The sequence below is a fragment of the Streptomyces sp. NPDC059832 genome (assembly GCF_042731715.1).
GTDB lineage: Bacteria > Actinomycetota > Actinomycetes > Streptomycetales > Streptomycetaceae > Streptomyces.
Map to the genome: position 1 here is coordinate 106931 of NZ_JBHWIY010000015.1, position 24970 is coordinate 131900.

Sequence of the window (24970 nt, forward strand, 5' to 3'; positions counted from 1 at the left end):
TTTTATCCCGTTTCGTATGTCATTTATCCGCCATAACGGTCGCGGTGTGGAGTCGGTCACATGGGCGTAACTCGCGGGCGACGCAACGGAATTGTGTGGAAGCAGCTCCTGGAAACCGGGGTGTTTAGGGTCCGGGAAAGCGGGCAGAAGAATGCGGGGAGCTGCTCTGAATAAGGCAGCTCCCCGCATTTATGAAATATTGGCGTGCCGGTGCGTATCTATTCGCTCGGCCAGGTTTCCGAGACGGCCTTGCGGGCAGCTTCGAAGTCGACCTGCCGGCCCGCATCGGCCAGCGCCGCCCCCAGTGCCGCGAGCGAGGACAGCACCGCGCCCCGCGTCGCGTCCACGCCGTAGTGATTGACCCGGATCATCTCCTTGGACAGTGCGCCCCCGCCCGCGATCAGCGGCAAGGACGGGTCGGCCGCGAGTGCCCGTGCGACCAGTTCGGCGGCGTCGACCCCCTCGGGGGCGCGCAGCGTCGTCGCGACCGGCGCCGCCTCCCCGGCCGCGTGCACGTACGGCGAGAGGCCGCCGCCGAGCGCCACCGCGCCCGCACGCGTCGCCGCGGCGGCCGCGGCGTGGCGGGCCATCAGCGCGTCCAGGCCCTCGGCCTCGATCCGCTCCACACAGGCCTCCAGCGCCAGCATCTCCAGCTGGGCGGGGGCGTGCAGCAGGGCCTTGCGGCCCCCGTCGATCCAGCGCTCCTTCCAGTCCAGGAGCGAGAGGTACGAGCGGCGCGGAGCCTCGGGGTTGGCGGCGATCCGCTCCCAGGCGCGCCCGCTCACCGACACCGCCGACACCCCGGCCGGGCCGCCCATCGCCTTCTGCGCGCCGATCACGCAGAGATCGACGCCCCACACGTCCGGCAGCAGCGGCTCGGCACCCACCGAGGCGACGGCGTCCAGCATGAACAGTGCCCCGTGCGAACGGACCACCTCGCCGATCTCGGCGACCGGATTGGTGTTGCCGGTCGCCGCCTCCGCGTGGACCAGGGAGACGAAGTCGATCTCCGGGTGCTCGGCCAGCGCCCGCGCGACCTGGTCGGCGGTGACCGCCGTGTGGAAGGGGACCGCCAGGTCGACCACATTGGCACCGCAGTCCCGCAGCCAGTTCCCGAAGGTCTGCCCGTACGGCCCGGTGACGACGTTCAGCGCGGTCGAGCCGGGCCGGGCGCCGCCCCGGATACAGCCTTCGAGGGGGAGCAGCGCCTCGCCCTGCATGATGACGACGTCCTGCTCGGTGGCGAGGAGGCCGGCCACCCGCTGCTCGATGGCCGCGAAGTGCGCGGCGGTGAGCGGGGCGAGGTCGAGGAAGGGGTGCGTCACGGTGGTGCTCTCTTCGGGTCGGGTCGGGTCGGGGCGGGTCGGTGCGCGGTGGCGCGTACGGGCGGTGCTTCCGTCGAAGCGTACCCAGGGCCCCGCGCGCCGCCTCGTACAGTGCTGCCCATGAGTGATCACAAGGCATCGCAGGTGCTGCACGTGAAGGGGCGGGTGCTCGTCGGTCCCGAGGACGTACGGGACGAGCTCTGGGTGGTGGACGGACGGATCTCGTACGGGAGGCCGGCCGGCGCGGACGGGGCGGTGACCCTCACCGGCTGGGCGCTGCCGGGCCTGGTGGACGCCCACTGCCACGTGGGGCTCGACCACCACGGCGCCGTCGACGCGGCGACCAGCGAGAAGCAGGCCCTCGCCGACCGGGAGGCGGGCGCGCTGCTGCTGCGGGACGCGGGTTCACCGGCCGACACCCGGTGGATCGACGACCGCGAGGACCTGCCGAAGATCATCAGGGCCGGCCGGCACATCGCCAGGCCCCGCAGGTACACCCGGAACTACGCCCATGAGATCGAGCCGGAGGAGCTGGTCGCGTACGTCGCGCAGGAGGCGCGCCGCGGCGACGGCTGGGTGAAGCTGGTCGGCGACTGGATCGACCGGGAGGTGGGCGATCTGACCGCCCTCTGGCCGCGCGACGCGGTCCGGGCGGCCATCGCCGAGGCGCACCGGCTCGGCGCCCGGGTCACCGCGCACTGCTTCGCCGAGGACTCGCTGCGCGATCTCGTCGAGGCCGGGATCGACTGCATCGAGCACGCCACCGGGCTCACCGAGGACACCATTCCGCTGTTCGCCGAGCGCGGGGTCGCGATCGTCCCCACCCTGGTCAACATCGCCACGTTCCCCTCGCTCGCGGCGGGCGGCGACGCCAAGTTCCCCCGCTGGTCGGCCCATATGCGGCGGCTGCACGAGCGGCGCTACGACACGGTGCGCGCCGCGTACGACGCCGGGGTCCCGGTCTTCGTCGGCACCGACGCGGGCGGTGTGCTCGCCCACGGACTGGTGGCGGACGAGGTCGCCGAGCTGGTGAAGGCGGGCATCCCGGCCCTGGACGCGCTCTCCGCGACGACCTGGGGCGCCCGGCAGTGGCTGGGGCGGCCGGTGCTGGAGGAGGGCGCCCCGGCGGACCTGGTGGTGTACGACGAGGACCCGCGGGCGGACGTACGGGTGCTCGCGGCGCCGCGGCGGGTGGTGCTGAACGGGCGGGTGATCGGCTGAGTCCGGCGGCCCTCCGGCCGGGGTGCGCCGTATTGACGGGCAGTTACCGAACCTCTGCCCCGTCGTTGAAACACCTTCGCGCGCACCCCGGCGCAGTCGGCTCCGGCGCCGACCGCGCTCAGCGGATCGGGTGACCCGGAGGAACGAACGTCCCGAGATAATCGAATACAGGCACGGAAACCCCCCTTTGGGGTGAACTCACGTCAGGTGTCCACCAGTTCACCCTCCGTGCGTAAAGCTTTCGGGGTCGAGGCCACCGGAGCTCTCGATGTCCCCCATTGGACGGCACCGGTGGCTCCATGTCTCCTGTGGGGGTTCCACACTTTGAACAGCAACACCTTCCGCCTGGCCGCCCTGGCGGTCGCCGCCGCTCCCGTCGCCCTGCTGGTCGCCGTTCCGGCGCAGGCCGCCACCGCGACCACCACGACCACCGGCGACGGGAAGGCGAGCGCGGTCGTACTCCGTGCCGCACTCGACGTCTCGCTCCTGAACAAGACGGTCGACGTGCCGCTCAGGGCCACGCTCAACGAGGTGAAGGCGCCCGCCGACGCCAAGGAGACCGCGCTCAGCGTGCGGCTCGACGGGGTGGACGGCGGCCGGCCGGTCAGCGTGCTCGCCGCCGATGTGGCCACCGCGAACGCGACCGTCGACAAGCACCGGGCCGAGGGCTACAGCAATGTGGCGAAGGCCCGGGTCCACGTCCCCGGACTGCCGCTGCTCTCACTGATCGAGGTGGAGAAGGTCACGTCCAAGGCGGTCTGCGAGGTGGGCCGGAAGCCGGTCGCCGAGTCGAACGTGCTGGGGCACGTGTCGATCCTCGGCAAGCGGATCGACCTCACCGCGGGCGGCACCACGCAGGTCAGCGTTCCGGGTGTCGGCGAGGTGACCCTCGACCTCTCGAAGACGCACACCACCTCGCGCACCGCCGCGGCGACCGCGCTGCGGCTGAAGGTCTCCGTCAACCCGCTCAAGCTGAACGTCGCCGATGTGCAGGGCGAGATCACGCTCGTCGAAGCGACCTGCGAGACGCCGAAGTCGACCGGACCGGGCGGCAGCGACAACGGCGGGTCGACCAACGGCGGGTCGACCAACGGCGGGTCGAGCGATGGTGGGTCGAGCGATGGCGGCTCCAGCGACGGCGGTTCCGGCAACGGAGGTTCCAGCAGCGGTGGTTCCGGTGACGGCGGCGCCTCCGGCAGCGGCGGCAACAGCGACGGCGGTGTGAAGCCGCAGACCGGCACCGGCCACGAACCGGCCGTCGACTCCAACCTCGCCGAGACCGGCGGCAGTTCCGCCACTCCGTACATCGCGGGCGGCGCGGTCGCACTGCTGGCGGCGGGCGCCGGGGCGGTGGTCGTGGCCAGGCGGCGCGCCCAGGGCTGACCCTTTCCGGGGCCCGAGGGGAGCGGCGTTCCTGTGACGGGGTGCCGCTCCCCGCGGGCGCCCCGTCAGCGCATGGCCGCACCCAGCGCCTGGAGTGCCTGGTCGAATGCCTGCAGGAAGCGGTTGGTCGTGGCCCGGTCGCGCACGGCCAGCCGCAGCCACTCGGGGCCGAGCCCGGGAAACGTATCTCCCCGGCGCGCCGCGAACCCCAGCATCCGCAACCGCTCCCGCACCTCGGCGGCCCGTTCCAGCCGCACCAGGACGAACGGCCCCTCGGCCGGTTCCGCCACCCGCACCTCGGTGAACTCCATGAGCCCCGCCACCAGATGGGCCCGGTCCACCGCGATCCGCTCCGCGGCGGCAGCCGCCTCGGCCAGGGCCCGCGGCTCCATGCACGCCTCGGCCGCCGTCAGAGCCGGGGACGACACCGGCCACAGCGGCTGGGTCTCCTCCAGCGCGCGGACGGTCCCCGGGTCGGCCAGCACGTAACCGATCCGCAGCCCCGCGAGCCCCCAGGTCTTGGTGAGGCTCCGCAGCACGACGAGCCCCGGGACGTCCGTACGCCCGCACAGTGTTTCGCGCTCGCCCGGCACCGCGTCCATGAACGCCTCGTCGACCACCAGCGTCCGGCCGGGACGCGCCAGTTGCTCCAGCACCGCCACCGGATGCAGCACGGACGTGGGGTTGGTCGGATTGCCGACCACCACCAGATCCGCGTCCTCGGGCACCGCCGAGGGGTCCAGCCGGAACCCGTCCTCGGCCCGCAGCAGCACCCGCCCCACCTTGTGCCCGGCCGCGCGCAGCGCCGCCTCCGGCTCGGTGAACTGCGGATGGACCACGACCGGACGGCGGACCGGCAGCGCCCGTGCGATCAGCACGAACGCCTCCGCCGCACCCGCCGTCAGCAGCACCCGCTCCACCGGCAGCCCGTGCCGCTCCGCGACCGCCGCCCGCGCCGGACGGCCGTCCGGATAGGCGGCGAGCGAGCCCAGTGACGCGGATATCCGCTCCCTCAGCCAGGCCGGGGGAGTACCGGCCCGTACGTTGACGGCGAGATCGGTCAGATCCCGGTCCCGTCCCCGTACTTCCGCGTCACCGTGGTGCCGCAGATCGTGCGTGCCCGCGCCGGTCGCGTCGGGACTTTCCGTGGGAGTGTGCATGGCCGCCGTGGGGTGGTGGTGATGGCCGTCGTCGTCGGGGTGGGAGGCCGGCTGCTGCGGCAGTCCCACGTCGTCCTCGAAGTCCGGCAGAACGACTATGCGCCCGGCACCCGGTTCCACGCAACGGTCGGGACCGGACGGCACGTCCGGCGCCGGGAGCGCGACGGCCGCCGACCGCCCGCGCGGATCGCGGCGCGCCACCGCACAGGTCGCCATCGGAGCCCGCCCCTGCGGGGCCGACTTCCGCTTCGGTACGAGAAGCTCACCCCCCGCCGCGAGCGCCGCGGCCTCCGCGACCGACGGCGTTCCGACAGCGGCGAGCGGTGCGCCGGACGGACCGGGCACCTCGATACGGGCCAGCTCCCCGGCCGGGTACGTACGCAGCGGCACGCCGAGCGCGGCGGCGGCGGCGACGATTCCCGGTTCGTCCGCCTTGGCGTCCACGGTCACCAGCTCCGCGATGCCCAGCGGCGAGAGTCCGGCCTCGCGCAGGGTGTCCCGGACCAGCCCGAGGATCTCGTCGACCGATGCGCCCCTGGACGCGCCGACCCCGACGGCGAGCGACGCGGGGCGCAACACGGAGGCTGCGTCGACGGCTTCGGACATGGAGCGGGGGTCCTTTCGGAATGCGGGAGAGGGAAGGAGCGACGCCGGGCGGGCGGCAGGGCGCGCTGAGATGCGCGCACCGGGGTCAATCGGCTAGCAAGAGCGCATGGCGGTGTTCGTCGCGCTCGGCGCGTTCCTGATGACCCTGGGAGGCGGCTGGGTCGCCCAGCGCGTCACCGACCGCCGCCACCTCGTGCTCGGCTTCGCCGGCGGGCTGATGCTCGGAGTGGTCGGCCTGGACCTGCTGCCGGAGGCGATCGACGCCGCGGGCGGACCCGTCTTCGGGGTCCCGGCCGGCCTGCTGCTGTTCGTGGGCGGCTTCCTCCTCGCCCACCTCGTGGAGCGGCTGCTCGCCGTACGCCAGGCGGCACACGGCGCGGGCGAGGAGCGGGTGCCGCAGGTCGGGCTCACGGCAGCGGCGGCGATGGTCGGCCACAGCCTGATGGACGGCGTCGCACTCGGCGCGGCGTTCCAGGTGGGCGCCGGCATGGGAGCCACCGTGGCCCTCGCCGTCATCACGCACGACTTCGCCGACGGCTTCAACACCTACACGATCACCAGCCTGTACGGGAACGCCCGCCGCAAGGCCGTGCTCATGCTGTTCGCGGACGCCCTGGCGCCGCTCGTGGGCGCCGCGACGACCCTGCTGTTCACCCTTCCGGCGGAACTCCTCGGCTGCTATCTCGGCTTCTTCAGCGGCGCACTGCTCTACCTCGCCGCCGCCGAGATCCTTCCCGAGGCACACCACGAACACCCGGCCCGCTCCACGCTGCTGTGCACCGTGGCCGGGGTGGGCTTCATCTGGCTCGTGGTGGGCATCGCGGACTGAGCACCGCGCCGGTGCCGGGCCGGCCGGCCCGACGCCGGTCGCCCTGCTCGCAGCACGGCCGCGGTTCATCCCCCGCACCGCTCGACGAACCGGCGGGCCATGCCGGGCTCCGAGGCCCAGTGCGTATGCAGATAGCTGGCGTGCACGCCGCCCTGCACGAACCCCTCGACCCGCCGCTCCGGCTGGTGCATGCCCCACGCCGGATCGGCCCCGGCACCCGGCTCCAGCACGGTCCGGTGGAACTCGTGCCCGCGCACCCGTGTGCCGGGCGCCGCCAGCACACTGTCGGAGACCGCCACGGCCTGCCGGTAGCCGAGCGTCAGCCGCTTCGACATCCGCGCCTCGGCATCGAGGACCCCGCACATCGGCAGCCCGTCGAGCGAACGCGCCAGATACAGCAGCCCCGCGCACTCGGCGGAGACCGGAGCCCCCGACCCCGCCAGCTCGACGACCGCCTTGCGCAGCGCCGTGTTGGCCGACAGCTCGGAGGCGTACACCTCCGGGAAACCTCCGCCGATGACCAGCCCACGCGTGCCCCGGGGCAACGCCTCGTCCCGCAAGGGATCGAACGGCACGACTTCGGCCCCGGCGGCGGTGAGCAGCTCGGTGTGCTCGGCGTAGGAGAAGGTGAACGCGGCGCCGGAGGCCACGGCCACGACCGGGCCCCGGCCACCGACGGGGGCGGACGGCGGAACAGGCCCGCCGCAGGCGCCGATCGCCTCCGTCGCGTCCCACACCTCACCCGGCAGCGCGGGCGCCGACCCGGCCAACGCCATCAGCGCGTCCAGATCGCACCCCGCCACCACCTGCTCCCGCATCGCGCCCACCGCGCCCACCGCGTCGCCGCGCCGCTCGGCCACCGGCACCAGCCCCAGATGCCGCGACGGCACAGCCACCTGCTCGGCCCGCCGCAACACCCCCAGGACCGGCAGACCGGACTCGTCCAGGGCGTCCCGCAACAGCGCCTCGTGCCGTTGGGAGGCGACCTTGTTCAGAATCACCCCGCCGATCCGCACCTGCGGATCCCACGAGGCGAAGCCGTGCACCAGCGCGGCCACGGAACGCGACTGCGACGACGCGTCGACGACCAGCACCACGGGCGCCCGCAGCAGCTTCGCGACCTGGGCGGTCGACGCCAGTTCGCCCTGTCCCGCAGCCCCGTCGTACAGCCCCATCACGCCCTCGACCACCGCCAGGTCGCACCCCCGCGCCCCGTGCGCGAACAGCGGGGCGACCAGATCGGGGCCGCACATGTACGCGTCGAGGTTCCGCCCCGGCCGGCCCGTGGCCAGCGTGTGATAGCCGGGGTCGATGTAGTCGGGCCCGACCTTGTGCGGGGACACGGCGAGGCCCCGCCCCGCGAAGGCCGCCATCAGCCCCGTGGCGACGGTGGTCTTGCCGCTGCCCGACGAGGGCGCGGCGATCACCAGACGAGGAACGTTCACCGTCGGTCCTTCACCATTCGATGCCCCGCTGACCCTTCTGACCGGCGTCCATCGGGTGCTTGACCTTCGACATCTCGGTCACCAGGTCGGCGGCGTCCAGCAGCTTCTGCGGTGCGTTGCGCCCGGTGATGACCACGTGCTGCGCCCCGGGGCGGTCGCGCAGCACGTCGATCACCTCGTCGGTGTCGATCCATCCCCAGTGCATCGGGTACGCGAACTCGTCGAGGACGTACAGCCGGTACGTCTCGGCGGCCAGGTCGCGCTTGACCTGCTCCCAGCCCTCGCGCGCCGCCTCCTCGTTGTCCATCTGGCCGTCGCGCTGCACCCACGACCAGCCCTCGCCCATCTTGTTCCAGACGACGGACCCGCCCTCGCCGCTCGCGCCGAGGACCTTCAGCGCGTTCTCCTCGCCGACCTTCCACTTCGCCGACTTGACGAACTGGAAGACGCCGATGGGCCACCCCTGATTCCAGGCGCGCAGCGCGAGCCCGAAGGCCGCCGTCGACTTCCCCTTGCCGATGCCGGTGTGCACCATCAGCAGCGGACGATTGCGGCGCTGACGGGTGGTGAGCCCGTCGTCGGGCACGGTGGTCGGCTGTCCCTGTGGCATTACGCGGCCCTCCTGTTGGTTTCCTGAACGTCCTTGACGAGCCCGGCGATCGAGTCGGCCCGCAGCTCGTCGAGCGTGACGGCACTGCCCCCGAGATCGTGCGCGAGGCTTCCCGCGAGGCCGAGCCGTACCGGCCCCGACTCGCAGTCCACGACGACGGACGCGATGCCCTCCGCCTCGTGCAGCCGCGCCGCCCGGGTCGCCAGCGCCACCGGATCGGGCCCCCCGGTCGCCCGCCCGTCGGTCACCACGACCAGCAGCGGCCGACGCGACGGATCACGCAACCGCTCCACCCGCAGCACCTCATGGGCCTTCAGCAGCCCGGCCGCGACGGGGGTGCGCCCACCGGTCGGCAGCAGCTCCAGCCGCGCCGCCGCGGCGTCCACCGAGGACGTCGGCGGCAGCGCCACCTCGGCGTCCTTGCCCCGGAAGGTGATCAGCCCGACCTTGTCCCGCCGCTGGTACGCGTCCAGCAGCAGCGAGAGGACCGCACCCTTCACGGCGGCCATCCGCTGCCGGGCCGCCATCGACCCGGAGGCGTCCACCACGAAGAGCACGAGATTGCCCTCGCGCCCCTCCCGGGCCGCCTGCCGCAGATCGTCCCGCCGCACCACCAGCCCGCGCCCCGACCGCCCCCGCGCCCGCTGATGCGGGGCGGCGGCCTGCACCGTCGCCGCCAGATGCAGCTTGGTCAGGGCGCCCTGCGGACGCCGCGCACCGGTCGTACGCCCGTGCTCGGTGCGCGCCCGGGACCGCCGCCCCGCCGCGCCCTCGCCCAGACCGGGAACGCTCAGCATCTTCGTGCGGAACGGTTCGCCGGCGCGCACCGGTTGCTGCTCACCGTCCCCGGAGGACTGGCCCTGCCCCTGTTCCTGCCCCTGCTCGGGCACGGACGGCGCGGGCGTGTCGCCGGCCTCGCCCTCGGGCTGCGGCGGCGTGTCGGGGCCGTCGCCCCGCGGGGGCCGGCCGCCACCGGGGCCGTCCGGGTCCGGGTCCGGGTCCTCGTCCTCGCCGCGGTTCTGCTCCAGCGTGTCGTCGAGCTTGTCCTCGTCCAGCCCCGGCGCGTCGAACGGATTGCGCCGGCGCCGGTGGGGGAGCGCGAGCAGGGCCGCCTGCCGCACGTCCTCGGCGAGCACATCCGTACGTCCCGCCCAGGCGGCCAGTGCGGTGGCCGTCCGCGCCATCACGATGTCCGCGCGCATCCCGTCGACCTCGAAGGCCGCGCAGGTCGCCGCGATCTGCCGCAACGCCGCGTCCCCGAGCCGCACTTCGGGCAGCAGCGCACGCGCGGCGACGATCCTCGCCCGCAGCGCGTCCTCCTCGTCGGCCCAGCCGGCTGCGAAAGCCGCGGGGTCGTCGTCGTACGCGAGACGCCGCCGCACGACCTCGACCCGCTGATCCGTCTCCCGGGACGCGGCGACCTCGACGGTCAGCCCGAAGCGGTCGAGCAACTGCGGCCGCAGTTCGCCCTCCTCGGGGTTCATCGTCCCGACGAGCAGGAAGCGCGCCGCGTGCCGTACCGAGACGCCTTCGCGCTCGACGTACGAGGCACCCATGGCGGCCGCGTCCAGCAACAGGTCCACGAGGTGGTCGTGGAGCAGGTTGACCTCGTCGACGTAGAGAATCCCGCGATGCGCGTCGGCGAGCAGGCCCGGCTCGAACGCCTTCACACCCTCCGCGAGCGCCCGCTCGATGTCGAGCGCCCCGACGAGCCGGTCCTCGGACGCGCCGACGGGCAGCTCCACCATCCGGGCGTCCCGCGACACACCGGTCCCCGCCTCATGGGGCCCGTCGGGACACGCCGGGTCCGGCGACGCGGGGGCGCAGGAGAAACGGCATCCGGACACGACGTCCACCCCCGGCAGCAGCGCCGAGAGCGCGCGCACGGCGGTGCTCTTCGCGGTGCCCTTCTCTCCCCTTACGAGCACGCCACCGATGTTCGGTGCGACGGAGTTGAGCAGCAGGGCGAGTTGCAGGTCCTGCTGCCCGACGACGGCGGTGAACGGGAAATGCGTGCTCACGAGGCGATCCTTCCTGCGGGTGTATGGGCATGAACAAGGCGGCCTCGGCCGGCGCCCGGGGTCATCGGCGGCCTCCGGGGGCTCCGGGCGCTCCGGGGGCGATGAAGGGAAGCCCCGACGGCGCGCCCGACTCTATGAGCCGCAGCAACGCGTCGGTGTCCGCGTGCTCTTCGACGAGATCGCCGAGGCGGTCGAGCTGTTCCTCGCGCAGCGCCGCGAACCCGGTGTCGGGAGCGGGGACGAAGCGCCGGCCGGCGGCCCGCGCGACCTCGGTCAGGAAGCGGCGGCGGAATTCGTCGCTCTCCAGCGAACCGTGCCAGTGGGTGCCCCACACGGCGCCGACCCGGCAACCGTCCAGGAACGCCTCTCCGCCGCGTACGTCCGCCACGCCGTGGTGGATCTCGTACCCCTCGACCGGCGCGCCGAGCGCCTCGCCGACGGGCCGGGCCAGGGTCTTCTCGCGGTCGAAGCGGACGCGTACGGGGAGGAGGCCGAGGCCCTCGACCAGCCCGGCCCGGGACTCGACCTCGTCCTCGATGCGCTCGCCGAGGAGCTGGAAGCCGCCGCAGATGCCGAGGACCGGCCGGCCCTCGGCCGCGCGCCGCGCCAGTGCGTCGGCGAGGCCGCGCTCGCGCAGCCAGGCCAGCGCCTTCACGGTGCCGCGGGTGCCCGGCACGACGACGAGGTCGGCGTCGGACAGCTCCTCGGCGCGGTCCACGAATCTGACGACGACGCCGGGCTCGGCGGCCAGCGCGTCCACATCGGTGAAGTTCGACATCAGGGGCACCGCGCACACCGCGACGCGCAGCACGTCCTCGCCGTGCGGCGGCGCGACGACCGATTCGCGCACGGCTCCGCGCAACGAGACCCGCAGACCGTCCTCCTCGTCGATGCCGAGGCCGTGGGCGAAGGGCAGCACCCCGTACGTCGGCCGCCCGGTGATGTCCCGCAGCATCTCCAGGCCCGGCTCCAGCAGCGACACGTCGCCGCGGAACTTGTTGACGAGATAGCCGGCGATCAGCGACTGGTCCTCCGCGGCGAGCAGCGCCGTCGTACCGAAGAAGGAGGCGAAGACGCCGCCGCGGTCGATGTCGCCGACGACCACCACCGGGAAGCGCGCCGCCCGTGCGATGCCCATGTTCACGATGTCCGTGCGCCGCAGATTGATCTCGGCCGGGCTGCCCGCCCCCTCGCAGATCACCGCGTCGTACGTGCCCCGGAGCTGCTCCAGGCAGTCCACGACCGTGGAGAGGAGCGCTTCCTGCCTGCCCCCGTGGTAGCCGCGCGCGCTCATCTCGCCGACCGGCTTCCCCATCAGGACGACCTGGCTGGAGCGGTCGCTGCCGGGCTTGAGCAGGACCGGGTTCATCAGCGCGGTCGGCTCGACGCGGGCGGCCTGGGCCTGCATGGCCTGGGCGCGCCCGATCTCGGCACCCTCGCGGGTGACGAAAGAGTTCAGCGACATGTTCTGCGCCTTGAAGGGTGCCACCTTCACGCCCCGGCGCACGAGCCAGCGGCAGATGCCTGCCGTCACGACGCTCTTGCCCGCGTCGGAAGTGGTTCCGGCGACCAGCAGTCCGCCGCTCATGTGCTTCTCCGTCCTGCGATGCGAGGCGCTGCCGTCCGGCGCCCCGCGATCCGTCGTGCGGCGAGGGCCGCGCCGATCCGTCCCGCCACGCACACGCCGAGGGCCAGCGCGCCCACCCGGCGCGACAGCCGTACCGCGCGCTCGATGTCCTCGGTCTCCACGGCCCGGCCCGTCTCCCCGTTGAGCACGGGGCGGTGCTCGATCCGGCCGCCGTACGCGAGGGTTCCGCCGAGGCGCACGCCGAGCGCACCCGCGAACGAGGCTTCCACCGGGCCCGCGTTGGGGCTCGGGTGCTTGGCGGCATCGGCCCGCCAGGCGCGGACCGCTCCGCCCGGCCGCCCGCCGGCGGCCACGGCGAGCAGGGCCGTGAGCCGGGCGCCGGGCCAGCCCGCGAGGTCGTCGAGGCGGGCCGAGGCCCAGCCGTAGCGCCGGTGGCGGGGCGACTTGTGACCGACCATCGCGTCGAGGGTGTTGGCGGCCCGGAAGCCGGCCAGCCCGGGGACCCCGGCCAGCGCGCCCCACACCAGGGCGCCGACCACGGCGTCCGAGGTGTTCTCCGCCACGGACTCCACCACGGCGCGGGCGATCTGCGGCCCGTCCAGGGACTGCGGGTCGCGCCCGCACAGATGCGGCAGCCGCTCGCGGGCCAGGTCGAGGTCACCGGCCGCCAGGGCGTCGCCGATGGCCCGCGCCTCGCGCCCCAGGGACGTACCGCCGACGACGGACCAGGTGGCGGCCGCGGTCAGCGCCACGGAGGCGGCGGGGCTGCGGCGTACGGCGCGGGCGATCAGCGCGGCACCACCTGCGGCGCCTCCGGCGCAGACGAGGGTGTGCAGCGCGCCCCACCCGCGGTGGTCGCGCCACAGACGGCGTTCGACGCCCGCCGCGGCCCGCCCGAAGGCGGCGACCGGGTGTCCCCTGCGGGGGTCACCGAGCAGCAGATCGCCGATCAGACCGGCCGTGGCGCCGTACGCGAAGATGCGGTCGGCTCGCACGGCTCAACCGGCCGTCGCGCCTCGGAGGACCTTCGTACAGGCGGCTCTCGTCGAGAGCGCCGGAACAGCGGACGCAGGGCGGCCAGGCATGGCGATATGTCCTCACTCAGGGTCCGCGCCCTGGTTCGACGTGACCGGCGACGAGAGTCTCCTGGCTCCCGGATCCGCGGTTCCCCCGGCCTTCCAGCCCGCTCGCGCGTGCCGTGACTTCCGGTGTGGGGGACCGCTCCCCGGTGACAGTGGCGGGACCGCGCCGGATTCGCACCGGCTTCCTCTGCTGTCGCCGTAATTGGCTCCGGCAGTCCACCACGCTCTGCGAACGCCCGTCAACCTGCCGTTGACCTGCGACGGCGCAGTGTGCTGAGACCCACATCGGGCCGGACACCCGTGGTGTCCGGCCCGATGGGAGAGCGTGCGCGGGAGCGGCTCAGGCGACGATCAGATAGATGCCGTACGCGACGGCCGCCGCGCACAGCGTGAAGCAGACGTACGCGCCGGCGCGGGCCAGCAGCAGCGAGCCGCCGGAGCCGCCCTGCGCCGCCGGTTCCGGCTGCTTGGAGAGGCCGACGATGCCCAGGGTGAAGAGGCCCACCAGCGCGACGGTGACAACGAGGGAGACGCCGAATACGGAGCCGAGGGCTGCCCAGTCGATGTTCATGCTGAATCCTTAGACGGCCGGGTCAGACGGTGGCGGGTCGCGCCGGGTCCTGGGTGGTTCCGGCCGGGGCCGGAATGGTGGTCATGAGGTTCTGGGCCGTCGCCTGGGCCGCGGTGGGCGGCGGGCTGACGGCGGCGATGGCCGTGGTGACGACACCCGCGGGCTCGATGCCGACGTCCGCCGGCGCGACGTCGTCGTGGCCGACCGGCTTGCGGCGCGACACCAGCCAGATCGCGCCGGAACCCGCGACCAGCAGCACCGCGACGACCACGACGCCCCAGGTGCCCTGCTTGGTGAGGAGCTCCGCGCCCGCGCCGACCAGACCCGCGGCCGGCAGGGTCAGACCCCAGGCGACGAACATCCGGGTGGCGGTGGACCAGCGGACCACACCGCCCTGGCGGCCGAGGCCCGCGCCCATCACGGCGCCGGAGCAGGACTGGGTGGTGGAGAGGGAGAAACCGAGGTGCGAGGAGGCCAGGATGACGGTGGCCGCGCTGGTCTGGGCGGCGAAGCCCTGCGGCGGCCTGAGGTCGGTGAGGCCGCTGCCCATGGTGCGGATGATGCGCCAGCCGCCCAGGTAGGTGCCGAGCGCGATGGCCGTACCGGCGCAGACGATGACCCAGACCGGCGGGTTGGCGCCCGGGTGCAGGACACCGCCGGTGACCAGGGCCAGGGTGATGATGCCCATGGTCTTCTGCGCGTCGTTGGTGCCGTGGGCGAGGGAGACCAGTCCGGCCGAGGCGATCTGGCCCGCGCGGTACCCCTTGGCGGTGGCCTTCTCCTGGGCGTCGTTGCGGACCTTCCCGCCGATCCGGTACGTCAGCCTGGTGGCCAGCAGCGCGGCCAGACCGGCGACGATCGGGGCGGCGAGGGCGGGCAGCAGCACCTTGGTGACGACGGTGCCGCCGTTGACGGACGACCAGCCCGCCGACATCACGGCCGCGCCGATCAGACCGCCGAACAGGGCGTGCGAGGAGCTGGACGGCAGTCCGACCAGCCAGGTCAGCAGATTCCACAGAATGGCGCCGACGAGTGCCGCGAAGATGACTTCTGTTCGCAGCCCGTCCTCGTTGATGATCCCGCCGGAGATCGTCTTGGCGACCTCCACCGACAGGAACGCGCCGACGAGATTGAGAACGGCGGACATGGCCACCGCTGTCTTCGGTCTGAGTGCACCGGTCGAGATGGTTGTCGCCATCGCGTTCGCGGTGTCGTGGAAACCGTTCGTGAAATCGAACACTAGAGCTGTCACGATCACAATCGCGAGTAGCAGCGTGATGTGTTCCATTTACCCAGGCAATCGTTCGACGTCATTGGCATGTGGACCGTAGGCAACCTGGGTGAACGGAAGGTGAACTAGGCGGGGCGTCGGGGTGTTCCAAACCGGAGCGGAAGCATTCCGCTTGTGTCCGGGCGAGGCGTGGCCCGGCTTTCCGGCGGGGCGCGGCTGTGGCCGATCGCATACCCGTTCGCCTCCGGGGCTGACAGGATCGGCGTATGAGCGAGCAGCAGCGGGACGCGATCAGGCGCGCCTGGGACGGTGTCGTCACCACCGCCCGGCGGACGGCGGCCGAGGGCCTCGTCGTCGGGACCTCGGGAAACGTGTCGGCACGGGTCGGCGACACCATCCTGGTCACGCCGAGCGGAGTGCCGTACGACCGGCTGGGTCCCGAGGACGCCGTCGGCGTCGATCCGGAAGGCAACCGCGTACTCGGCGAACTGGCCCCGACCAGCGAACTGCCGCTCCACCTCGCCGTCTACCGGAACACCGACGCGGCCGCCGTCGTGCACACCCACGCGGTGCACGCCACGGCCGTCTCCACACTGGTCCCCGAGGTCCCGTCGATCCACTACGCCGCCGCCGTGCTGGGCGGCCCCGTCCGCGTCGCGGCCTACGCGCGCTACGGCACCGCGGAACTGGCCGAGAACATGCTCGCCGCCCTGCACGGCCGTACCGGCTGCCTGCTCCAGAACCACGGAACCGTCACCTACGGAACCACCCTGGACGAGGCGTACGACCGGACCGCCCAGCTGGAATGGCTCTGCCGGCTCTGGCTCACCGCGAGCTCCGTCCCCGGACACACCCCGAACCTGCTCTCGCCGGAGCAGCTGCGCGATGTGCAGGAGGCGCTCAAGGGGTACGGACAGCCGGGCTGACCCGGCCGGCCCGATCCGCCGGACAGCCCCGTCCGCTGGCAGGGTCCCGCGCTGCCCACGACACTGGAGCAGTGCGCCCGGCAACAGTTACGGCAGCAGCCGTCACCACGATCCTCGGCGTCGGTGCGGCAGCGGTCGCGGCCGGCCGGTTCGCCAGCGACGCCGCCCTCAGGGCGCCGTCCGGACGACCGCTCCCCGCCGACCGCAGACTCACCGTGCACGCCACGGCGGCCGGGCAGGTCACCCTGACCCGCTCCTTCACCGCCCTGCGGCCCGGCATGTACGGACTGGTGAGCAAGGACGTCCATGCCGTGGTCGGCCCGGTGATCGAGCACGCCCACCACGCCCCCGACACCGTCGTCCGCAGACTGGAACGCGTCGACCGCGGCAGCCTGGAGACCGGCGCCAAGGTCCGCGTCACCCCGCAGCTGCACAGCGGCGACCCGTTCTCGGCGCTCGGCCTCCATCACCGGGAGGTCGAGATCCCCGGCGAACTCGGCGCCCTGCCCGCCTGGTTCCTGCCCGGCCCCCGCGACACCTGGGTCATCACGGTGCACGGCCTCGGCACCACCAGGGAACACCCCATGAACGTCATGAGGTTCCTGCACGACCTGCGCCTGCCCGTGCTCGACCTGGCCTACCGCGGCGACACCGGAGCCCCGCGTTCCCCCGACGGCCTCGCTCATCTCGGCGAATCCGAATGGCGCGACCTGGACGCCGCGATCCGCTTCGCCGTGCGGTACGGAGCCGAGAAGGTCGTCCTGCACGGCTGGTCCACCGGTGCCTCGATGGCGCTGCACGCGGCCGTCAACTCCGCGCTGCGCGACCGGATCTGCGGTCTCGTCCTCGACTCCCCGGTGCTGGACTGGGTCGCCACGCTGCGCGCCCTGGCCGTCGCGCGGGGCGTCCCGGCCGCCCTGCTGCCGCTCGCCGTCCGCGCCGCCGAGGGGCAGACCGGACTGCACGGCGCCCGGCTGCTGGACGGCTCCCTCGCACCGGCCCTGCAGGCCCCGACCCTGATCTTCCACGGCCCCGACGACAGGCTCGCCCCCTGGCAGCCGTCCCGCGATCTCGCCGCCCGCCGCCCGGACCTGATCGCCCTGCACGCCGTGCCACAGGCTCCGCATGCGGCGATGTGGAATGCCGACCCGGCCCACTACGAAGAGACCCTGCGCCGCTTCCTGACGCCCCTGATGTGACCTGATGAGGGGGATCGGCCATTTGGTCCCGGGCCCCGTCCACCGGCCCCTCCACCGGGAATTCGGGTTCCGTTTGGGCTTTCGGGCCGTCAGGAGCAAGACTGCTCCCCGTGACGTCCCGTAACCCGCGCGACTCCAGGCTGCGACTTGTCCGCCCGCGACCCCTTGCCACCGCTCGCAAGGCCGTGACCACCCGGCGCACCAGGCCGGCCCCCCGCCCTCCGGAGGGCACCCCGCCCCGGTCGGAACTGGCCCGGCAGGCCAGGACGGCCCTCGCCGATGCCGTACGGATCGCCCACTGGGCAGCCGACGGCGCGATCCCCGGCGCACCACCGCTCGCCGCCCAGGCGCTCCAACGGGCCGCGACAGCTCTGGAGTTGTCCCCGGCCCAGGTGCGCTCCGGCTGGGACCGGGCCAGGCTCGCCGGCCTCGTCGAACTGCACGGCGACACCGCGCGCCCCGGGTGGCGGCTGCGCGCCTGGGACCGCGACGACTCCGCCGTGCTCCGCGGCTGGGTGGCGCTCTTCGACGCCTGGTCGCTCGTCCACCCGGCGCCCGTGGACATCGAGTCCACCGCGGTCGCCGAGGCCGTCGAGGCCGTGCCGCAGGTCCTCTCCCTCCTCCAGCTCTCGGCGGGCCCGGTCACCGTGCCCGCCCTGCTGGACCTGCTCGGCCAGCGCGTCGCGGAACTCCGCGAGGAGCGTTGCGAAGTGCCCTACGGGCCCCAGTCGCTGCCGGTCCCGGCCGAGTCCGCTCCCGCCGGGCACCCGGCCGCCCTGGTGGCGCTGCTGCTGGACTGGGCCCTGGAGGGGCTGGCCGCCGTCGGCGCGCTCACTCTCGGCGCCGGACACGCCACCCTCACCCCGCTCGGCAACTGGGCGGTCTGGGTCAAGCTGGAACAGATCTGCGTCGCGGCCCAGAGCCCGGCCGGGAACATCGAGCAGTCCGCCGCCGACATGCTGCTCGGCTGCGCCCGGCTCACCCCCGGCCCGGCCCGCGACGAATACCGGGCCTGGCTGGCCGCCCGCCCGGTCGGCAGCGCCGTCGCCGAACTCCTCGCCGTCGCCCGCGGGGAGGACGCGCTCCTGCGGGGGCTCGCCTTCGAGGCGCTCCGAGTCGTCGGCGCCCCCGCCGAGCCCGAGGTGCGCTCCGTCGTCGCCGACCCCTCGCTGCGCCCCTACGCGCTGCTCTGGCTGGCCGAGTACGACGGAGCCGACCCCGAGGACGCCCAGGACGTCCTCAGCCGGGAGGAGGCCACCTGGCTCTGGGTCGACACCGCGGCGGCCGTCGCGGACCACGGCGAGACCGGGCTGCTGGTCCGCCATCTCGACTCGGCCGTCCAGGGCACGGTGCCGGCCCTGCTGGACGAGGTACGGGCCGTAGGCCACCCGCGCACCGTGCAGGTGCTGGTGGCCCTGGCCGCCGCGCACCCGGACCCGGCGCTGGCCAAGGCGGTGCGCCGGGCCGCGTTCCAGGTGCACACCGGCGGCGCCTGACACCCCGCGCCGGACGGGCCGCCCCGGCCCGTCCGGCCGTCAGTCCGCCGACCCCGGCGCGTACGTACCGAAGCTCCACACATTGCCCTCGGCGTCCCGTGCCATGTAGTCACGCGAGCCGTAGTCCTGATCGGTGGGCGGCATCAGGATCTCCACCCCGTGCTCCACGGCTCTGGCGTGGTGCGCGTCGACCTCGTCGACCACGACGTAGACGCCGGCGGGACCCGCGCCCTGCATCGCTTTGGCGAAGACGCCCTCGCGGCCCTTGGAGCCCAGCATCACCCTGCCGTTGCCGCAGGACAGCTCGGCATGGAGCACCTGGCCGCCCTCGCCCTCGTACACCGCTTCCTCGGTGAAGCCGAGGCCCTCCGTCAGTGTCCTGATCGCGGCCTTCGCGTCGTCGTACAGAATCGTCGGATAGATCGTCGGAACACCGGCCTGTGCGCCTGCCATGACGCTCACCTCGTCTCGTACTCCCGTGACCCGCTTCTGTGATCTGTGTCTCAGTCTTCCATCGGCCACTGACAACGGCCCGGCGCGGTCCCGGGGCCCGGGGCTCAGCGGAAGGTGTTGCAGTCGGCCATGTCGCCGCTGCGGAAGCCGGTGGTGAACCACTGCCGGCGCTGCGCGGCCGAACCGTGCGTCCAGGACTCCGGCGTGACCCGGCCCTGGAACTTCTCCTGGATCCGGTCGTCGCCGACCGCGGCCGCCGCGTCGAGTCCGTCCCGGATGTCCGCCTGCGTCAGTGAGGTGATCAGTGGCCGCCCGGTCGATTCGTCGGGTGTGGTCGTCGCGTGATGCGCCCAGACCCCGGCGTAGCAGTCCGCCTGCAGCTCCACCCGGACCGCGTTGCTGTTCGCACCGGTCCGGCCGTCCTGGGACCGGTCCAGCGTCCCCATCAGGTCCTGCACATGGTGTCCGTACTCATGGGCGACGACATAGGCCTCGGCGAACGGGCCGCCGCTGGAGCCGAACTTGGTCCGCAGTTCGTCGAAGAACCCCAGATCCAGGTAGACCTGCCGGTCACCCGGGCAGTAGAACGGCCCGACCGCCGAGGTCGCGGAGCCGCACGCGGTGCCGATCCGGTCACTGAACAGGACCGTGCGCGAAGGCGTGTACGCGCCCCGACGCCGCCGGAACTCCTGCCTCCAGAAGTCCTGCACGCTGTTGACCACCGCCACGGTCCGGCAGTCGTCCCTGGTGTTCGCGTCCCGTCCGGTCCGGCAGGACTGCTCCACCTGTGCCGCCGTCGACGCGGTCGCCGTCGTGTCCGGTCCGCCGGACGAGAGGCCGAGCTGGTCGGGGCCGACACCGAAGAGCAGCCCCAGGATCAGTGCGATGATGCCGACGATGCCGCCGCCCACGGTGGCCCTGCCGCCCGGGATCCGGTTGCCGCGCACATCCTGGACCTCGGACGTGTCCAGGTCGGCGTCGTCGTCGAACTGCATGGGGCACCACCCTCCGCTCCGGCCGCGGTGGTCTCGCCACCTCCGCCGAGTATCGGGTAGTTCACACCGTGATGCCCTTTTTGGTCGCGCGGTGGAGTGGGGCGGCGACACCGGGCGACGGCCGGGCACCTTCCATAGGTGCACCGGGCACGTGCCATGGATGCATGCGGAAAAGCAGTTGCACACCGCCAGTAGAATGGCCCGTATGGCAATTCTCCTTGTGCATTAGCGGCGTCGAGACACCTCCGCCCTCGTCCCGTCAGCCGTCCAACCGCCCTGGAGTTTTACCGTGATCACCGCTTCCGGCATCGAGCTGCGCGCCGGCGCCCGCATCCTCATCGAGTCCGCCTCCTTCCGCATCGCCAAGGGCGACCGCATCGGCCTCGTCGGCCGCAACGGAGCGGGCAAGACCACGCTCACCAAGTGCCTCGCGGGCGATGGCAATCCCGTCGGCGGCACCATCACCCGCTCCGGCGAGGTGGGCTACCTCCCGCAGGACCCCCGCACCGGCGACCTCGACGTGCTGGCTCGCGACCGCATCCTCTCCGCCCGCGGCCTCGACGAGACCCTGCGCAAGATGCGGGAGAACGAGGAGCGGATGGCGACCGGCAAGGGCGCCACCCGCGAGAAGGCGATGAAGAAGTACGAGCGCCTGGAGACGGAGTTCCTCACCAAGGGCGGATACGCCGCCGAGGCCGAGGCCGCCACCATCGCCGCCGCGCTCAGCCTGCCCGACCGGGTGCTCGGCCAGCCGCTCCACACGCTCTCCGGCGGTCAGCGCCGCCGTGTCGAGCTGGCCCGGATCCTCTTCTCGGACGCCGACATCCTGCTGCTCGACGAGCCGACCAACCACCTCGACGCCGACTCGATCGTCTGGCTGCGCGACTACCTCAAGACCTACCGCGGTGGCTTCATCGTGATCTCCCACGATGAAGAGCTCGTCGAGACGGTTGTCAACAAGGTCTTCTACCTCGACGCCAACCGCTCGCAGATCGACATCTACAACATGGGCTGGAAGCTCTACCAGCAGCAGCGCGAGGCCGACGAGAAGCGCCGCAAGCGCGAGCGGCAGAACGCCGAGAAGAAGGCCGCCGCCCTCAACTCGCAGGCCGACAAGATGCGCGCGAAGGCCACCAAGACCGTCGCCGCGCAGAACATGGCCAAGCGCGCCGATCGGCTGCTCTCCGGTCTGGAGGCCGTCCGGGTCTCCGACAAGGTCGCCAAGCTCCGCTTCCCCGAGCCCGCTCCGTGCGGCAAGACCCCCCTGATGGCGGAGGGCCTGTCCAAGTCGTACGGCTCCCTCGAAATCTTCACCGATGTGGATCTCGCCATCGACAAGGGCTCCCGGGTCGTCATCCTCGGCCTCAACGGCGCGGGCAAGACCACGCTGCTGCGGCTGCTCGGCGGCGCCGAGAAGCCCGACACCGGCGAGGTGATCGAGGGCCACGGCCTCAAGCTCGGCTACTACGCCCAGGAGCACGAGACCCTCGACCCGGACCGCTCCGTCCTGGAGAACATGCGCTCCGCGGCGCCCGACCTCGACCTCGTCGAGGTCCGCAAGACGCTGGGCTCCTTCCTCTTCTCCGGCGACGACGTCGACAAGCCCGCCGGTGTCCTCTCCGGCGGTGAGAAGACCCGTCTCGCGCTGGCGACCCTGGTGGTCTCCTCCGCCAACGTGCTGCTCCTGGACGAGCCGACGAACAACCTCGACCCCGCCAGCCGCGAGGAGATCCTCGGCGCGCTGCGCACGTACAAGGGCGCCGTCGTCCTCGTCACGCACGACGAGGGAGCGGTCGAGGCCCTCCAGCCGGAGCGCATCATCCTGCTGCCGGACGGCGTCGAGGACCTGTGGGGCGCGGACTACCAGGACCTGGTCGCACTGGCCTGATCCCGCCCCGCTGTCCGTCTGATCCACTCCGTCTGGATCATTCGGCCTACGCGTGATCCATCATCTGCGTGAGTACGTCTCGTACCCCGGCGCGGCGCCCGGCAGATACCTGCCGGGCGCACCCATATGGGGGCCGCGCACCCCGTGTGGCCCTGACCTGCCGGTTCTTCCGGGACCCTGCCCCACCGGTCGCCGCGACCCTGCGGAATGTGGGATTCCGGTCGTGTGGAGCCCTTCCCTGGCCGGGAGCCGGGTTGCACGGACCTTGCCGAATGGGTGGCCAGGAAGCTCCCGAGGGGTGATCATGAGAGTCCAGAGCGCACTTCCCATGAGGAGGCACGGGTGGCCGAGACTCTGAAGAAGGGCAGCCGGGTTACCGGCGCCGCGCGTGACAAGCTCGCGGCAGACCTGAAGAAGAAGTACGACTCCGGTGCGAGCATCCGGGCGTTGGCCGAAGAGACCGGCCGCTCCTACGGATTCGTCCACCGGATGCTCAGTGAGTCCGGAGTCACGCTGCGGGGACGCGGCGGAGCGACACGGGGCAAGAAGGCCGCAACGGCCTGACGCCCCAGGCGGTCGGGGCGGGTCGTCCGGCCCGTCCCGGGGCTCACCGGTTTCGGCGGTGGCCACCCGGTCGGCAGTGATGTCGGCCGGGTGGTTACTGTTCAGTCACTTAGCTCTGCATGCTGACTGAACCGATCCGGAGGCGCTCCATGACCTCGCTCGACTCTGTGTTCGACAAGGACGGCGTACGACTCACCGTCGACGACGCGGTCGCCACGGTGACCCTCACCAATCCGGCCAAGCGCAACGCTCAGTCCCCCGCTCTGTGGCGGGCGTTGACGGAGGCCGGACGGGCACTGCCCGGAAGCGTGCGGGTCGTCGTGCTCCGCGGCGAGGGCAAGTCCTTCTCCGCGGGACTCGACCGGCAGGCGTTCACCCCCGAGGGGTTCGACGGCGAGCCGTCCTTCCTCGACATGGCGCGCGGCCCGGAGGCCGAGCTCGACGCGACCATCGCCGAGTACCAGGAGGCGTTCACCTGGTGGCGCCGCAACGACATCGTGTCGATCGCGGCCGTCCAGGGACATGCGATCGGTGCCGGCTTCCAGCTCGCCCTCGCCTGCGATCTGCGGATCGTCGCCGAGGACGTGCAGTTCGCCATGCGCGAGACCAGCCTCGGTCTGGTGCCCGACCTCACCGGCACGCACCCCCTGGTGAACCTGGTGGGGTACGCCCGCGCGCTCGAAATCTGCGCCACGGGCCGCTTCGTGCACGCCGAGGAGGCCGAGCGCACCGGCCTGGCCAACCTCGTCGTCCCCGCCGGTGAGCTGGACGCCGCGGCCCGCGACCTGGCCGGCGCGCTGCTGGCCGCCCCGCGCGACGCCGTCGTGGAGACCAAGGCGCTGCTGAGCGGTGCCCTCTCCCGTGGTTACGAGGAGCAGCGCGTCGCCGAACGCGCCGCGCAGGGCCGTCGGCTGCGCGATCTGGCGGGCATCACCGACTGAGCGCCCGTCCCACGATCGCGGGCGGGCCCGGCGCCCCGGGCCCGCCCCGCGCTCAGCCCCGCTCCACCACCGCGGTGACCAGCACCGCGACCGAGGGGTGCCCCTCCACGGCGTTCGCCACGGCGTGCCGCACCGCACGGGCCACGTCGAGCGCCCGGTGGCCCGGGTCCGTCGCCAGCTCGACCCGCACCTGGTCCGGGCCCGTGTGCACCGCATGGCCCAGCACCCGGGTCAGCGTCACCACACCCGGAACACCCGCAGCCGCCGTCGCCGCCACCCCCTCCGCCCGTGCCCCGCGCACCTCGGCCGGGGCCGGAGCAGGCCGTTCGGGCGGTGTGTCCAGCAGCTCCGTCACCCGGACGTCCACCGCGGCCACCACCAGGCCGAGCCGTTGCGAGGCCGCCGTCAGCAGTGCCGAGCGCAGCGCCTCGGCCGCGACGGGCAGCGGCTGACCGGACACGGCCGACATGGTCGCCTCGATCCGCAGCGGCCCCGGCGGCAGCGCGCTGGGCGGCGGCTCCACCTCCGCGTCCGGTGCCCCGTCCGGATCGGCCACCGAGATCCTGAGCTCCCCGAGCACGGGGCCGGGGCCCGGTCCCGCCACCACGCCGCGCAGCACCGTGGCCGCGGCCCGTTCGGAGATCCAGGCCCCGTCCGCCGGACCGCCCAGCGGGAGCAGCCGGCCGAGGCCGAGCCGTTGCCGGACCGCCGCTGCCCATCCGTCGGCCCCTCGCGGGCCGTCAGCCGTCGTCATTTCCCCAGCCTGCCGCATCCACGGCGCGGGACGCGGCAAGCGCACCTAATGTGGGCGAAGAGGGCCTTTCATTTGAATCAGGGCGGATCAGGGCAGATCTGGGCGCAGCGCCAGACCCCCGCGAGCCCGGCCTGGTCCGGACGAGAGGCCCTGGGTCCCAACCTGCCCCGAAGGGAAGAACGGCGATGACCGACACCACACAGTGGAACCGGCCCGAGAGCCCCGACAAGGAGTCGAGCCCGCTCACCAAGCGCGGCGGGGGAGCCCCCGCCACCCGTGGCCGTACGACCATCGCCGACGGAGTGGTCGAGAAGATCGCGGGAATGGCGGCCCGCGACGTGGTCGGCGTCCACGCGATGGGCAGCGGTTTCTCGCGCACCTTCGGAGCGGTGCGCGACCGGGTACCCGGTGGTGGCAAGTCCGTCACCCGCGGGGTGAAGGCGGAGGTCGGTGAGTCCCAGACCGCTCTCGACCTGGAGATCGTCGTCGACTACGGCGTTGCGATCGCCGATGTCGCCCGTGACGTACGGGAGAACGTGGTCGCGGCGGTCGAGCGGATGACCGGTCTGGAGGTCGTCGAGGTCAATATCGCGGTGAGCGACGTGAAGCTGCCCGACGAGGCCGATGACGACGACCAGCCCGAGCCACGTCTCCAGTAGGCCTCCGGAGCGAGGCAGTTGAG

General features: G+C 72.9%; 22 protein-coding genes and 1 riboswitch. Of the genes, 10 read left to right on the top strand and 12 right to left on the bottom strand.

Annotated features, from left to right (window positions below):
* Window positions 1-218: 218 nt before the first annotated feature.
* Window positions 219-1325 carry a pyridoxal-phosphate-dependent aminotransferase family protein gene (locus ACFV8T_RS25835; protein WP_385331661.1) on the bottom strand — a complete coding sequence of 369 codons (1107 nt, stop codon included), beginning with the start codon at window positions 1323-1325 and terminating at the stop codon, window positions 219-221.
* Between the two features lie 144 nt (window positions 1326-1469).
* Here ACFV8T_RS25835 and ACFV8T_RS25840 point away from each other — a divergent pair, with 144 nt between their 5' ends.
* Both ACFV8T_RS25840 and ACFV8T_RS25845 read left to right on the top strand, forming a co-directional pair.
* The gene (locus ACFV8T_RS25840) at window positions 1470-2546 is read left to right on the top strand and encodes an amidohydrolase family protein (RefSeq protein WP_385331805.1); all 1077 of its coding nucleotides are present in this window, start codon (window positions 1470-1472) and stop codon (window positions 2544-2546) included.
* Between the two features lie 324 nt (window positions 2547-2870).
* The gene (locus ACFV8T_RS25845) at window positions 2871-3929 is read left to right on the top strand and encodes an SCO1860 family LAETG-anchored protein (protein ID WP_385331663.1); all 1059 of its coding nucleotides are present in this window, start codon (window positions 2871-2873) and stop codon (window positions 3927-3929) included.
* A gap of 65 nt (window positions 3930-3994) precedes the next feature.
* Here ACFV8T_RS25845 and cobC read toward each other — a convergent pair whose 3' ends face one another.
* Window positions 3995-5695: an Rv2231c family pyridoxal phosphate-dependent protein CobC gene (cobC, locus tag ACFV8T_RS25850; protein ID WP_385331665.1), complete on the bottom strand. Its 1701-nt coding sequence runs from the start codon at window positions 5693-5695 to the stop codon at window positions 3995-3997.
* 106 nt (window positions 5696-5801) lie between these two features.
* Here cobC and ACFV8T_RS25855 point away from each other — a divergent pair, with 106 nt between their 5' ends.
* The gene (locus ACFV8T_RS25855) at window positions 5802-6524 is read left to right on the top strand and encodes a ZIP family metal transporter (RefSeq protein WP_385331668.1); all 723 of its coding nucleotides are present in this window, start codon (window positions 5802-5804) and stop codon (window positions 6522-6524) included.
* Window positions 6525-6589: 65 nt separating this feature from the next.
* Here ACFV8T_RS25855 and ACFV8T_RS25860 read toward each other — a convergent pair whose 3' ends face one another.
* The 7 genes from ACFV8T_RS25860 to ACFV8T_RS25890 form a co-directional block, all read right to left on the bottom strand.
* A complete protein-coding gene (locus ACFV8T_RS25860; protein ID WP_385331671.1) occupies window positions 6590-7969 on the bottom strand; it encodes a cobyrinate a,c-diamide synthase in 1380 nt (459 codons plus the stop codon).
* Window positions 7970-7979: 10 nt separating this feature from the next.
* Window positions 7980-8579 carry a cob(I)yrinic acid a,c-diamide adenosyltransferase gene (cobO, locus tag ACFV8T_RS25865; RefSeq protein WP_385331674.1) on the bottom strand — a complete coding sequence of 200 codons (600 nt, stop codon included), beginning with the start codon at window positions 8577-8579 and terminating at the stop codon, window positions 7980-7982.
* Window positions 8579-10600, bottom strand: a complete 2022-nt coding sequence (locus tag ACFV8T_RS25870) for a putative cobaltochelatase (protein ID WP_385331677.1) — start codon at window positions 10598-10600, stop codon at window positions 8579-8581. Before ACFV8T_RS25870 ends, cobO begins: the two co-directional genes overlap by 1 nt.
* 61 nt (window positions 10601-10661) lie before the next feature.
* Window positions 10662-12188 (bottom strand): cobyric acid synthase, encoded by a 1527-nt coding sequence (locus ACFV8T_RS25875; protein WP_385331680.1) that lies wholly within the window; start codon window positions 12186-12188, stop codon window positions 10662-10664.
* Window positions 12185-13183: a cobalamin biosynthesis protein gene (locus ACFV8T_RS25880; protein WP_385331682.1), complete on the bottom strand. Its 999-nt coding sequence runs from the start codon at window positions 13181-13183 to the stop codon at window positions 12185-12187. Before ACFV8T_RS25880 ends, ACFV8T_RS25875 begins: the two co-directional genes overlap by 4 nt.
* Before the next feature lie 144 nt (window positions 13184-13327).
* A riboswitch (cobalamin riboswitch) is annotated at window positions 13328-13459 on the bottom strand.
* Window positions 13460-13610: 151 nt separating this feature from the next.
* Window positions 13611-13841 (bottom strand): hypothetical protein, encoded by a 231-nt coding sequence (locus tag ACFV8T_RS25885; RefSeq protein ID WP_266421086.1) that lies wholly within the window; start codon window positions 13839-13841, stop codon window positions 13611-13613.
* Between the two features lie 22 nt (window positions 13842-13863).
* Window positions 13864-15129 carry an anion permease gene (locus ACFV8T_RS25890; protein WP_385331686.1) on the bottom strand — a complete coding sequence of 422 codons (1266 nt, stop codon included), beginning with the start codon at window positions 15127-15129 and terminating at the stop codon, window positions 13864-13866.
* Between the two features lie 209 nt (window positions 15130-15338).
* On the opposite strand from ACFV8T_RS25890, the gene ACFV8T_RS25895 reads away from it, so the two are divergent.
* From ACFV8T_RS25895 to ACFV8T_RS25905, 3 genes are all read left to right on the top strand, one after another.
* On the top strand, window positions 15339-15998 hold the full coding sequence (locus tag ACFV8T_RS25895) for a class II aldolase/adducin family protein (RefSeq protein WP_385331689.1): 660 nt from the start codon (window positions 15339-15341) through the stop codon (window positions 15996-15998).
* A 71-nt stretch (window positions 15999-16069) separates the two neighbouring features.
* Window positions 16070-17197 carry an alpha/beta hydrolase gene (locus ACFV8T_RS25900; protein WP_385331691.1) on the top strand — a complete coding sequence of 376 codons (1128 nt, stop codon included), beginning with the start codon at window positions 16070-16072 and terminating at the stop codon, window positions 17195-17197.
* Window positions 17198-17382: 185 nt separating this feature from the next.
* A complete protein-coding gene (locus tag ACFV8T_RS25905; RefSeq protein WP_385331808.1) occupies window positions 17383-18693 on the top strand; it encodes a hypothetical protein in 1311 nt (436 codons plus the stop codon).
* Between the two features lie 39 nt (window positions 18694-18732).
* Here ACFV8T_RS25905 and ACFV8T_RS25910 read toward each other — a convergent pair whose 3' ends face one another.
* Entirely contained in the window at window positions 18733-19146 is a 414-nt protein-coding gene (locus ACFV8T_RS25910; RefSeq protein ID WP_385331694.1) for a VOC family protein, read from the bottom strand.
* Between the two features lie 104 nt (window positions 19147-19250).
* Entirely contained in the window at window positions 19251-20141 is an 891-nt protein-coding gene (locus tag ACFV8T_RS25915; RefSeq protein WP_385331695.1) for a neutral zinc metallopeptidase, read from the bottom strand.
* Between the two features lie 289 nt (window positions 20142-20430).
* Between ACFV8T_RS25915 and ACFV8T_RS25920 the strand changes: the two genes are divergently transcribed.
* The 3 genes from ACFV8T_RS25920 (at window position 20431) to ACFV8T_RS25930 (ending at window position 23534) form a co-directional block, all read left to right on the top strand.
* Complete coding sequence (locus ACFV8T_RS25920; protein ID WP_385331698.1) at window positions 20431-22029, top strand: ABC-F family ATP-binding cassette domain-containing protein; 1599 nt, start codon at window positions 20431-20433, stop codon at window positions 22027-22029.
* Between the two features lie 342 nt (window positions 22030-22371).
* Complete coding sequence (locus ACFV8T_RS25925; RefSeq protein ID WP_018518904.1) at window positions 22372-22593, top strand: helix-turn-helix domain-containing protein; 222 nt, start codon at window positions 22372-22374, stop codon at window positions 22591-22593.
* 149 nt (window positions 22594-22742) lie between these two features.
* Window positions 22743-23534: an enoyl-CoA hydratase/isomerase family protein gene (locus ACFV8T_RS25930; protein WP_385331701.1), complete on the top strand. Its 792-nt coding sequence runs from the start codon at window positions 22743-22745 to the stop codon at window positions 23532-23534.
* 52 nt (window positions 23535-23586) lie between these two features.
* Here the strand turns inward: ACFV8T_RS25930 and ACFV8T_RS25935 are convergent, their stop codons facing one another.
* Window positions 23587-24288: a hypothetical protein gene (locus ACFV8T_RS25935; RefSeq protein ID WP_385331703.1), complete on the bottom strand. Its 702-nt coding sequence runs from the start codon at window positions 24286-24288 to the stop codon at window positions 23587-23589.
* 185 nt (window positions 24289-24473) lie between these two features.
* Between ACFV8T_RS25935 and ACFV8T_RS25940 the strand changes: the two genes are divergently transcribed.
* Window positions 24474-24947: an Asp23/Gls24 family envelope stress response protein gene (locus tag ACFV8T_RS25940; protein ID WP_385331704.1), complete on the top strand. Its 474-nt coding sequence runs from the start codon at window positions 24474-24476 to the stop codon at window positions 24945-24947.
* Window positions 24948-24970 lie beyond the last annotated feature (23 nt).